Raw genomic sequence first — 11,405 nt, forward strand, 5'->3', positions numbered from 1 at the left:
CTAGTCAAAAGGGGCTTCATTTTATCTCACGTAAACTATCTACTTTCTCTTGAATCACGCCTTTTACTCGCTCTGTTAGCCATTGCATTCGAGGGTGTTGGCTATCGCGCTTGCGGCTCATCATATCAATATCAAAATCCGGGATTGGAATAGGTGGCGCGAAATGATAAATAAAGCATGGCGAAATCTTTAATTTATGGCTGTAGACACAGTCATTAACCAAAGAGGTACGTCATGTCTCATCAGTTTAACCAGTACAGCAAGCTGCTGAACCGCTCACTTTCCCATGCTGTTGATTATCTGGAATCTTTGCCGGAAAGACCTATAGATAGCCAGATCAGTTCCCAATCACTGCGTCGGCAGATCGGCGGCAGTCTGCCGCAACAGCCGAGTAATCCGGAGCAGGTGCTGGATGAGCTGGTGGCCAATGTTGAAAACGGGCTGATCGGTTCGGGTGGTCCGCGCTATTTCGGTTATGCCATTGGTGGTTCCTTTCCGGTAGCTCTCGCTGCAGATTGGCTGGTAAGTGCCTGGGATCAGAACGTGCCATATTACGTTTCCAGCCCAGGCACTTCGGTTGTCGAGGAAACCGCGGCCGAGTGGATGTTGGAGTTGCTCGGCCTTCCCGATACGGCCGGGGTGGGTTTTACCTCCGGCGCTCAGGAAGCGATCTATACCGCACTGATAACGGCCCGTAATAGTCTGCTGCAAAAAGCGGGTTGGGATGTGGTGACTCAGGGACTGTATAACGCCCCGCGTATTCATGTTGTGGTGAGCGACCAGATCCATTCGACAATTAAGCGTGCGCTCTCGATGATTGGCATCGGTGTGAACGATATCCAGACCATTCCGACTGACAGCAACCTGAGAATTATCCCCGGATACCTGCAGGAGATCCTGGGCCGGTGCGATGGCCCGACACTGGTTTGTGCCCAGGCCGGCTGTATCGATTCCGGGGCATTCGACCCGTTCGAGGAGATTGCCGGCCATGTTCAGGCCCACTCTAATGCTTGGCTGCATGTCGATGGGGCGATTGGCCTGTGGTCGGCCGTGAGCGACAACCAGAAGCACCTGCTTAAGGGGATTGAGAAAGCGGACTCGTGGGATACCGACGGCCACAAGTGGTTCAACATGCCCTATGACAGCGGGATGGTAATTGTCCGTGATGCTTCCTTGCTGGCAACGGCCATGGGGGGCAACAGTATGGGTGACTACCTGACCGATGCGATTGCCAAGCCGGATCGCAATGCCATTAACTTCGGAATTTCGGCGTCGCGCCGGGCCCGCGGGGTACCTGTCTATGCCGCTATCAAGACGCTGGGCAAAGAGGGGATCCAGGCACATCTCGACAATTGCTGCTCGCTGGCACAGAGAATGGCTGACAGGCTGCGCAACGTCGACGGGATCACCATTCTCAATGATGTTGTGTCCAATCGCTTTTCGGCCCAGTTCGGCATCGGTGACGACGTGTTCCGAAATCGCCTGACCGAGCAGGTTGTCCACCAGTTGCAGCAAGATGGCTTCTGCTACCCGTCAACATCTGGCTACAAGGGGCTTAAGACCATGCTCTTTTCTGTACTGAATTGCCATACCTCGGCAGAGGATATTGACGCGACGGCGGAAAAAATCATCGAAATCTACCATTCCGAATTGGAAACGTGCCAGCTGGGCGAAGCGGCTGCACTGTGCGAATAACCTGGCAGATTGCCTGAATGACTATTGACAGGAAATTGATTATGAAAGTGCTACTAAAGAACGTTTCATTGTTTGACGGGGTTAATGAGCTGGTAAAGCCGGGGCGTTTTATCAGTGTTGAAAATGGGGTGATCACCGAGATTGCCTGTCAGGAAAATCTCGGGGTGGACTATGACCAGGTGATTGACGCGGCAGGCTATACGGTGATCCCGGGATTGATTGATGCCCACACCCATATTTCATTTTCAGGGACCTTCCAGGCTATGGATAACATGACATCGGAAGAGGTGGCGGTGCGCTCTACTGTGATAGCCCGCCAGATGCTGGAACGAGGCTTTACCACGGTCCGGGATGTCGGTAGTAACTGCTATGGCCTGAAACAGAGTATCGATAATAATTTTGTGCCTGGTCCGCGGATTTACCCGAGTTACGGTGCGATTTCACAAACCTGCGGTCATGCTGATTATAGGCAAAGCCGAACCCAGCGTTCCAACTTCAACCAGAGCCTGGAGGACTCGAGCTTTATGCGTCAAGGACATCTGGTGCTGGCTGACGGAGTGCCGGAGTGCCTGAAGCGGACCCGTGACCAAATCTTCATGGGCGCTTCTCAGATCAAGGTATTTGGCGGCGGCGGGGCGTCATCGCTGTTTGATCCGCTCGATACGATCCAGTACACCCGGGATGAGCTGCGGGCTATTGTAGAGACCGTGACCAATTACGGTTCCTATGTCTGCAGCCATATTCATGCCGGGCCAGCCATGAAGATTGCGGTTGAAGAAGGGGTGAAGTCTCTTGAGCATGCCACCTTTATGAATGATGATATTGCACGGATGTGCCTGGACAAGGAAGTGTGGATTGTTCCGCAATATGCGACGGCTGAGTTGATTGCCAATCGGATGATCCCGCTAGATAGCGAAATTCTCTACCAGAAGACCGAGCGTGTCGGCAAGGGCTTGCTCAAGCAGGCTGAGCTGGTCGAGAGATATAACCTCAAATGTGCATTCGGAACTGATTTGGTCGGAACGCCGGAAGTTCATGCTAAACAAAATTCAGAGTTTTCCGCGCGGAAGAAATTCTTCGGCTCTTTCCGCGGAATCAAGCAGGCGACGTCGGATACCGGAGAGTTGCTGAAACTGTCTGGATTGCTGGATCCGTATCCGGAGGGTGATATCGGCGTGATCCGTGAAGGGGCGTTTGCTGATATGCTTTTTGTCAGCGGCAACCCGGTTGAGGACTTGGATATTCTTGCCAACCCGGACAATATCAAGGTTGTGATAAAAGGCGGGGATATTTTCAAGGATACCCGCGCCCTGTAATCCAAACGCCTTGCCTGATTTGAAGCCGCCTCCCGTGAGGCGGTTTTTTGTTGCTGCTAGCCGCGGCTGAGTTTCTGTCGGGACAGGGGCAGTTGGCTCTATTATTAGCGGTGCAGTCAGCGAGCATTTTGCTCCTTGGGCCGGAAGCGCTTGCGGTAGTCCTTGGGCGGAAAGCCTGTCAGCTTTTTGAATGCTCGCGAGAAGTGGGCAATATCGGCATAGCCCAGCTCGGACGCGATATCGGTCAGTGAGTATTGCCGGTTCTCCATCAGCTGGCAGGCCGTTGCCAGCATGATGTTCTCCCTAATGTTTTTGAAGCTGGTGTTTTCCCCAGACAAGCGGCGCTGCAGGGTACGGGGACTGGTATTCATCAAATCAGCGGCCTGGTGAATAGACAGGGTATGCCGGGATAGGTAGGGGGCCAGGGCTAAATAGACAGTTTCGACATAGCTCATAGATTTTGGGGGATTGGTCATTTTGTCGTGTGGGGTGAAACGGGCTGGCAGGTTAAAGGGCATGGCCAGCATGTCGGTGGATAGTTCGACGGCGGCCAGGCTGCGGTTGGTATAGAGGACGGTTTGGGGGCTGTTTAGTATACCAGCCAGCTTGTCGGCATTAGGTGACTGTACGGCAATGCAGTTTGGCTGCCACCGGGTTTTGCTGGCAAAGCGGATAAATTCGATGAGGAACAGAATGGCAAAAACCTCTGCCCACAAGAAGCCTTCTGACATCTCTTTTGTCTTGTGGCGACAGAACCACGGCGTGCCGTTGAAGTATTCGAGACTGACTTTGGCGGTTGGGGAGTCGTGCCGCACCGCTGTTTGCATTTGCTCTATCGCTTCGCCTATTGTTTCCGGGTTACGTAGGTGTTTGAGCATTTTCGGAATAAAGTACTCCCGGATAGCGGTCTGGAGCAAATCGCCATAATGAACAGGATCGGCCTTTTCGGCCATCATAGCCAGCAGGTGTTTGATTGGGGTTTCCGGAATATATTCATGACGTGTCTGGAGGATGTCTTCGGGCAGTCCCGCTGTTTTGAGGAGTGGGTAGATATCAGCCTCGAAATGCTTGAGCATTTCAATCAGGGTAGCAGCGTGGGCGGTCTTTATCAGCGGGACCAGTTGACCTTGGTTCATTCCTTTAGCTCCGCGAGTGCAGTGATCAACAGATAGTATACTGGATCGGCGGACTGCATCCTTGCAGCCTGAGAGGGAAGGGGAGAATTATTCAGCTTGGTATCAGGCCTGAGTCATCTGTGGCTTCGGTGAGCTGCGGAAGATGCTGATAACGGCTTCGACAGTATAGTAGCCGCAGATAGCGGTAAAGCTCAGTACGCTGACGTTTTCTCCCATCGAGACTGAGGCACCAATCATTTCAAATAGCTCACCGCCAAATTTTCTGACATAGTCCAGCGCCCATTTGTACACCAGGTAGAGTTTGGTAAGAGTAATAAAGACCAGGTAAGCCTTGCCGTAGGGAGTAAGCAGAAATTGTTTGATTTTGGCCCAGATGTTTTTCATCTTAATTTCTCACTGTGATGTTGGTTTGTTTGTTGAACGAGATGAAGTATAAAAAATGAGCGGTTAGGTATTTATCATTTTGCGCCATGGCAATCATTCAATCTATTTCTTCTGATGGAGGTAATCGCCTATGAGCTTTTGGTTGCGGATCCCTGGTTCCCTTTCTGCCGTCCTGGTCGTGTTCGGCTCGGTGAGCTCCGGTAGCGGCAAAGAGATCAACACCACGCCAATTGATATTACTCATAACTTTAATCAATCCATTCGATTACATTGATGGCCTGAGAGCCATTACAATAGCAGCACAATCACCATGAAATGACTTTGTTTTGCCTTTATGGCTGAAACGAAGCAGGTTCATATCGCTTACCTCCAGCGACAGATAACAATTATGAAAAAATGCAATACAGCAAACTTAGAGCAACTTCGCCAGCTGGATCTAGCCCAGTTCAAGTCCAATAGCCAGACTATTAAACCCGGTGATGTCTTCGTCTGTCGCCAGGGGCCAAACTGGGACAGTCATCAATCTGTCGATGAGGCGACTCAGAAAGGCGCTATTGGAGTGATAGCCAACAAGCCACTCGAGCTTGATGTTCCCTGCCTGTTGACGCCGAGTTTTAGCAACAGTGTCAGTTTGATTAATCAGTATTACCAATACCCGCAGGATAAGCTGGTACAGATTGGCGTCACAGGGACGAACGGCAAAACTACGGTTGCCTATTGTCTTAATGCATTGCTGAACCGAATGTTCAAGTCTGCCTATACCGGTACGCTGGGTTGTCAGTTCAGTGATGAACAGGTTGAGTTGGATAATACTACGCCGGATGCGATTAGCCTGCTGAACCTGTTCCATGCCATGGAGCAATCGGGGGTGACTCACAATGTGATGGAGGTCAGCAGCCATGCGCTGTCACAAGACAGGGTGAGTATTGTCGATTTCGATGTGGTGGCGATCACCAATATTGGCAGTGATCATCTCGATTACCATAAGAGCCGGGATGAGTATATCCAGGCCAAACTTAGGTTGATTGATCGCCTGAAGCCCGGTGGTATTGCGGTGATTAACCTTGATGATGAGCTTGCGCTGGCGATGATTGAGCGCTGTCGCAGCAAAGCGAAGGTGATCACTTTTAGCATGTTTGATCCCGGGGCTGACATTTTTGCCTCTGATATCACGTCATCTTGCCATAGCGGTCAGTTCAAGCTGGCCTATCGGGAGCAGTCATTTCCGGTTACGACGGCTCTGCCATTTACGTTCAATATTGAAAATTCTCTCGTGATGTTGGCAACGTTGGCAGCAATGGATATTAACATGTCGACGGCAGTTGAGATGCTCGCCACCATGCAGCATGCCCCTGGTCGCTGCGAGGTCTACCCGCTACAAAATGGTGCGACGGCAATTATCGACTATGCCCATAACTACGATAGCCTGCTCAACTTGCTGGAGAATGTACAGCGTCACAGTAACGGGCGGATCTATACCGTGATTGGGGTTACGGGTGACCGTCTGGCTGACGCGGCCGCGATTGGCGAGCTGTGCAGTGAGCGCTCTGACCATGTATTTTTTACCACAGATAACCCGCTGGGTGTATGCCAGGATGCGTTGTTCGCTGCAATGAGCAGTAAGGTAACTACCGGTAACAGCAGTGCCAACCATGATCGCCAGAGTGTTATCGAGCTGGCCGTGTCGTGCTTGATGCCAGATGATGTGTTGCTGCTATGCGGCAAGGGGCCGGAGAAGTATCAATACATAAGTAGTAACAAGAATGATCCCCAGCCATATATTGGTGACTTTGCGGCTTTGATGTCAGCAGCAGGTCTGCCGGCACCTGAAAATCTCGAAGCGTTGCCAGCAGAAAATGTAGCTACAGCATTAAGTGGTGCATGTGCTTAGAAAAGTTTGGGTAATAGGCTCGTAGTGACCTGTGATACCCGGATATTGTCGAGTAATAACTGGGCATAGCAAGCGGGCTTGGCTAACACTTATGGAATCCACGCCGTTTTTTTTAATGACGGCCACGGATGCTGTCAGGACAAAGAACATGGCGACTGAAACAATAAGTACTCCGCTGCCTATGCGGAAAAATACCACCTATCTGAAGCTGCTCAGTGCCCAGGTCATCTCATTGATCGGCACTGGGATCAGCTCGGTGACTCTGGCTTTGCTGGCTTGGGAACTGGAAGCTGAAGATGCCAGTGCGGTGTTGGGCACGGCTTTTGCGCTGAAGATGATCGCTTACGTTGGTTTGGCACCGATGTTTGGTGCGATAGCCCACAAGCTGCCACGAAAGCAGTTTATGTTTGTGCTAGATATTATCCGGGCGGGCTTGATCCTTTGCCTGCCGTGGGTGACCCAAAGCTGGCAAATATATGTGCTGGTATTTGCAATCAATGCCTGTTCTGCTGGTTTTACCCCGTTGTTTCAATCCACATTGCCACAGGTATTGCCAGATAGGGAGCAGTACGTCCGCGCTTTGTCATATAGCCGTATGGCGTATGACTTGGAGCAAATCATTAGTCCTTTGCTGGCTGCGGTGTTGCTTATGCTGGTTGGTTTTCGTGACCTGTTTATTCTTGATGCGCTGACATTCCTGCTGTCCGGTGTACTGATCATCCGCTGTACTTTACCTGCTGTTATGCCAGTAGATCACGGCAAGGGAGTATGGAATAACCTTAAGTTTGGTATCCAGTCTTATTTGAGCACGCCTCGGCTTCGAGCACTATGGATGGCCTATCTTGCAGCTGCCGGAGCGAGTGCCATGGTGATTGTAAATACCGTGGTGTATATCAACCAGGTGCTTGATGGCGGTGACAGAGAAACAGCACTGGCAATGGCTGTGGTCGGGTTCGGCTCGATGATCGTCGCATTTAAACTGCCTGGTTGGCTGGAAAAGCGGAACATTCGGCCATTTATGATCGCTGGCGGTATCAGTATCGTTCTGGCGCTTTTTTTAGGCACCCTGACGCCTTCTTGGCCTGGTTTTATTGCTATTTGCTTATTGTTAGGAATAGGGATGTCGTGTATTCAAACCCCTGCCGGGGTCCTGGTGACTCATTCTTGTGAAGAGCCGGATGCTGCTGCTTATTTTGCAGCACACTTTTCTCTGTCTCATTTTTGGTGGTTCTTTACATATTTGCTGGCTGGGTGGAGCAGTGCATCTCTTGGTTTGCCGAAATCCTACCTTGTGATGGCGGTGCTTTGTTCGCTTAGCTTGCTCTTGGTGGCGATTTTGTTTCCTCATGAAGATTAGTTAATTGGCTTCTCACCCTTTTCTTGGCGGTTGCCCTCAACAGGCAATCGACTCGCCTTTACTTTGTCGACTCGGTTGCCATCAAGCGCCAGGATCTCGAACTGCCACCCTTGCCACTCGGTGATATTACCGATGTGTGGGAGGCCACTGATAAGCAGCATCATCATTCCGCTTAGGGTGTGGTATCTGCCCTTTTTTTCTTCGGGCATACTTTTTAGTTCCAGCATGTCTTTGAGCACCAGAGCCGGGATCAGTCCATCTAGTAGCCAGCTACCATCGTTATTTTGTACCGACCATAAATCTTCGGGATCACTGGTATTGAACTCGCCGACCAGTGCCTCGAACAAGTCCAGAGGGGTGACGATACCTTGAATATCGCCATATTCGTCGACCACAAAAGCCATAGGATCACCGGAGGCCCGGAACAGCTCCAGCAACTGGGTTCCGGTCCAGTTTTCGGGCACATATACAGCCGCTAGCAGAGAATCGGAAAACTGGTTGATGTTGCCGTCGAGCTGCTTCTGAAGTAGATGCTTGGCAGAAACTAGGCCTTGTACATTGTCGAATCCTCCACGGCAGACCGGAAAGTAGGAGTGTTCAGATCCGAGTAGCTTGTCAAGGTTAGCCTCCAGAGGGTGATTGGTGTCCAGATAGATAGTTTCGCTGCGCGGGGTCATCAGCGACACCACCTTGCGGTCATCGAAGCGGAACACATTGCGAACCATGTCGTGCTCTTGCTTTTCGATGATGCCATTTTGTTTTCCCTCGTCGAGTACTGCTTCAATATCGTCCTCGGTCAGATGAGTGCTGTCTGCCCCTTTTTTGCTAATTAGAGTAAGGATCATATCGGTAGATACTGTCAGCAGGAACACAAACGGTCGGGAGACTGCAGCCAGCAAAGAGATAGGGCGTGCCATCACCCTTGCTATGTGCTCGGCATTGAGCTGCGCGAGTCGTTTGGGTACAAGTTCGCCGATCACAATAGACGCGTAGGTAATGGCGATAACGACAATGGTTGTCGCAACTGTCGAGCTGGTTTTTTCGTTAAAGCCGAATTCATTCATGAAAGCGGCAAGCGGCTCTGCCAGCGCGGCCTGGCCAAAAATACCGTTTAAGATGCCGATGGCCGTAATGCCTATCTGAACGGTGGAGAGAAACTGGGTGGGTACCTGTCCGAGCTTGATGGCGCAGGCTGCGGATGTGTCCCCGTTTTCAGCAAGCTTTTGCAGGCGACTCTTGCGGGCTGTCACCAGGGCGATCTCAGACATGGCAAAAACACCATTGAGAAAAATAAGCATAATGAGTATGGCAATATCCATGCTTTTCTCCTGTTCTGCTTCTGTATATGCCCCAATCACTTCAAGGTACTTGTCACAGGGAGAGCTCTGGGCAGATAAGGCGTGGGATAGAAAACATATTGGTATTATTTACATTATGTTGTTTTATCGGGCAATAATGTTAGCTATCTAGAAGATTGGGAAAGATGCGGCGTATTGCAGGGGCTGAGTTAGGCAGAGCACACAAGAAAAAAGCCACATTAAGAAGCGGCTCTTTTCTTGTGTGTTTGCGCTTGTTGTTATTTTGCCGATCACTAAATCTTGAAAACCTTGCCGCATTGCGTGCAGCGGTGAATCGACTTGTAGACAAAGCGTTGCCAGAAATTCCGTTTTATACGAATTATATGAGCGCAGTGGCATTCCATATGCAATATCCTTGTAACGAACTAGTGCAATAAGTTTCTCAGTCGCATGCTGAATATTAGCTGAATATTACGTGTGGTGAGTGCTTATTCTCGGTGTAATTAATGATTTCTTACAAATAACAATGGGTTGAGTGGTGAGGCTGCCTACTCAAGATGCAATTTTGGTCTGAAATAAAAAATACAGGCCGGTATTGTAGGCATACCGGCCTGTTACGAAGAGCTTATTTAAACTAAATAACGTAGATCAGAAGAACCCTAATGGGTTGACATCATAGCTGACCAATAGGTTTTTGGTGTTTTGGTAATGATCAAGCATCATCTTGTGGGTTTCTCGGCCGATGCCGGACTTTTTGTAACCACCGAAAGCAGCATGTGCAGGGTAGGCGTGGTAACAGTTGATCCAAATACGACCGGCCTCAATATTGCGTCCCATCCGGTAGGCAAGGTTAGTATCACGCGTCCATACACCTGCACCCAGGCCATATTCGGTATCGTTGGCAATTTCCAATGCTTCAGCTTCATCCTTGAAGGTAGTGATGGCGATCACCGGGCCGAAAATCTCCTCCTGAAAGACGCGCATTTTGTTGTTGCCTTTGAGCATAGTCGGTGCAATGTAGTAGCCTTGCTCCAGCCCGTCGCTCTGCTGGACGGCATTACCGCCAACCAGTACTTCTGCCCCTTCATTGCGGCCGATTTCCAGGTAGCTCAGGATCTTATCAAACTGTTCTTTGGAAGCCTGTGCACCAACCTGGGTATCCGTATCCAGTGGATTGCCTTGCTTGATGTTTTGCGCGCGTTCTACAACTTTGGCAATGAACTCGTCGTAGATCGACTCATGGATTAGTACTCGTGAAGGGCAGGTACAAACTTCGCCCTGATTGAAGAAGGCCAGCAACATCCCCTCTATGCACTTGTCTAGGTAGGCATCTTCATGATCAAAGATATCGCCAAAGTAGATATTCGGTGATTTGCCGCCAAGCTCAACTGTCGATGGGATCAGGCTGTCGGCAGCACATTTCAGGATATGGTTACCCACTTCGGTTGAACCGGTAAAGGCCAGTTTTGCGATGCGGCTGCTGGTTGCCAGTGCCTGACCTGCTTCATGGCCATAACCGTTGACGACATTGATGACACCTGGCGGGATCAGATCACCGATAGTCTCCATCAACACCAGAATTGACGTTGGGGTTTGCTCGGCGGGTTTTAGTACTACACAACAGCCAGCCGCCATGGCCGGTGCCAGTTTCCATGCCGCCATCAGCATTGGGAAGTTCCATGGAATGATCTGGCCGACGACACCAATTGGTTCAGGGAAGTGATAGCTCGCAGTATTAACGTCCAGCTCGGCTGCCGAGCCTTCCTGAGCGCGGATACAGCCAGCAAAGTAACGGAAGTGATCGACAACCAGTGGCAGATCGGCAGCGAGCGTCTCGCGTACTGGCTTACCGTTTTCCCATGTTTCGGCAACAGCTAGCATTTCGATGTTCTGCTCGATACGATCGGCGATTTTCAGCAGAATGTTGGCACGCTCGGTGACACTGGTGGCAGCCCAGCTAGCCCGCACGTTATGGGCAGCATCCAGCGCCAGATTGATGTCGGCTTCCCCTGATTTAGCCACCTGACAGTAGGATTCGCCGTTAACAGGCGAAATGTTGTTGAAATACTCACCGCTGACAGGTTTTACCCATTCGCCGCCAATATAGTTATCGTATTGAGGCTTGAATGTAATAACAGCATTGTCGGTTCCTGGTTGTGCGTAGATCATAGGTCGTTCCTTCTTTGCTTCTGTTCATCAAATCGAGGCTGCTTCATCGCAGCTGATTGTTTTTAATAATGTTCTGTTGTGTTGCTCTTGTTGTTACTTTCGATTAGTACTAACGCAAACAGCAGGCCAGAATTACAGACTTGTTGTTAATAAAATGTA

9 protein-coding genes are annotated in these 11,405 nt (G+C 50.4%); 5 read left to right on the forward strand and 4 right to left on the reverse strand.

The genetic code is table 11. The features are described from left to right. Positions 1-234 precede the first annotated feature (234 nt). Together AC51G0_RS24755 and AC51G0_RS24760 are read left to right on the forward strand one after the other, a co-directional pair. The gene (locus tag AC51G0_RS24755; protein ID WP_496302221.1) at positions 235-1,695 is read left to right on the forward strand and encodes a pyridoxal phosphate-dependent decarboxylase family protein; all 1,461 of its coding nucleotides are present in this window, start codon (positions 235-237) and stop codon (positions 1,693-1,695) included. A gap of 41 nt (positions 1,696-1,736) precedes the next feature. Continuing rightward, a complete protein-coding gene (locus tag AC51G0_RS24760) occupies positions 1,737-3,011 on the forward strand; it encodes a metal-dependent hydrolase family protein (RefSeq protein WP_496302223.1) in 1,275 nt (424 codons plus the stop codon). Positions 3,012-3,127: 116 nt separating this feature from the next. On the opposite strand, the gene AC51G0_RS24765 is transcribed toward AC51G0_RS24760, so the two are convergent. After that, entirely contained in the window at positions 3,128-4,147 is a 1,020-nt protein-coding gene (locus tag AC51G0_RS24765; RefSeq protein WP_496302224.1) for a helix-turn-helix domain-containing protein, read from the reverse strand. A 102-nt stretch (positions 4,148-4,249) separates the two neighbouring features. Further along, positions 4,250-4,531 carry a hypothetical protein gene (locus AC51G0_RS24770; protein ID WP_496302225.1) on the reverse strand — a complete coding sequence of 94 codons (282 nt, stop codon included), beginning with the start codon at positions 4,529-4,531 and terminating at the stop codon, positions 4,250-4,252. A gap of 130 nt (positions 4,532-4,661) precedes the next feature. Between AC51G0_RS24770 and AC51G0_RS24775 the strand changes: the two genes are divergently transcribed. The 3 genes from AC51G0_RS24775 to AC51G0_RS24785 all read left to right on the forward strand — a co-directional run bounded on the left by AC51G0_RS24775 (position 4,662) and on the right by AC51G0_RS24785 (position 7,779). Further along, positions 4,662-4,805, forward strand: coding sequence for a hypothetical protein (locus tag AC51G0_RS24775; RefSeq protein WP_496302226.1), 144 nt, complete (start codon positions 4,662-4,664; stop codon positions 4,803-4,805). 114 nt (positions 4,806-4,919) lie between these two features. Then, the gene (locus AC51G0_RS24780; RefSeq protein ID WP_496302227.1) at positions 4,920-6,422 is read left to right on the forward strand and encodes a Mur ligase family protein; all 1,503 of its coding nucleotides are present in this window, start codon (positions 4,920-4,922) and stop codon (positions 6,420-6,422) included. A gap of 148 nt (positions 6,423-6,570) precedes the next feature. Further along, positions 6,571-7,779 carry an MFS transporter gene (locus AC51G0_RS24785; protein WP_496302228.1) on the forward strand — a complete coding sequence of 403 codons (1,209 nt, stop codon included), beginning with the start codon at positions 6,571-6,573 and terminating at the stop codon, positions 7,777-7,779. Here the strand turns inward: AC51G0_RS24785 and AC51G0_RS24790 are convergent. Then, on the reverse strand, positions 7,776-9,098 hold the full coding sequence (locus tag AC51G0_RS24790; protein WP_496302229.1) for a hemolysin family protein: 1,323 nt from the start codon (positions 9,096-9,098) through the stop codon (positions 7,776-7,778). The genes AC51G0_RS24785 and AC51G0_RS24790 overlap by 4 nt on opposite strands. A 627-nt stretch (positions 9,099-9,725) precedes the next feature. After that, a complete protein-coding gene (exaC, locus tag AC51G0_RS24795) occupies positions 9,726-11,246 on the reverse strand; it encodes an acetaldehyde dehydrogenase ExaC (RefSeq protein WP_496302230.1) in 1,521 nt (506 codons plus the stop codon). Positions 11,247-11,405 lie beyond the last annotated feature (159 nt).

The sequence above is a fragment of the Photobacterium sp. HL06 genome, assembly GCF_059552575.1.

Excerpts from the sequence above, each read along its gene's own strand:
- AC51G0_RS24755 (WP_496302221.1), top strand. The coding sequence starts at position 235 with ATGTCTCATCAGTTTAACCAGTACAGCAAGCTGCTGAACCGCTCACTT.
- AC51G0_RS24760 (WP_496302223.1), top strand. The coding sequence starts at position 1,737 with ATGAAAGTGCTACTAAAGAACGTTTCATTGTTTGACGGGGTTAATGAG.
- AC51G0_RS24765 (WP_496302224.1), bottom strand. The coding sequence starts at position 4,147 with ATGAACCAAGGTCAACTGGTCCCGCTGATAAAGACCGCCCACGCTGCT.
- AC51G0_RS24770 (WP_496302225.1), bottom strand. The coding sequence starts at position 4,531 with ATGAAAAACATCTGGGCCAAAATCAAACAATTTCTGCTTACTCCCTAC.
- AC51G0_RS24775 (WP_496302226.1), top strand. The coding sequence starts at position 4,662 with ATGAGCTTTTGGTTGCGGATCCCTGGTTCCCTTTCTGCCGTCCTGGTC.
- AC51G0_RS24780 (WP_496302227.1), top strand. The coding sequence starts at position 4,920 with ATGAAAAAATGCAATACAGCAAACTTAGAGCAACTTCGCCAGCTGGAT.
- AC51G0_RS24785 (WP_496302228.1), top strand. The coding sequence starts at position 6,571 with ATGGCGACTGAAACAATAAGTACTCCGCTGCCTATGCGGAAAAATACC.
- AC51G0_RS24790 (WP_496302229.1), bottom strand. The coding sequence starts at position 9,098 with ATGGATATTGCCATACTCATTATGCTTATTTTTCTCAATGGTGTTTTT.
- exaC (WP_496302230.1), bottom strand. The coding sequence starts at position 11,246 with ATGATCTACGCACAACCAGGAACCGACAATGCTGTTATTACATTCAAG.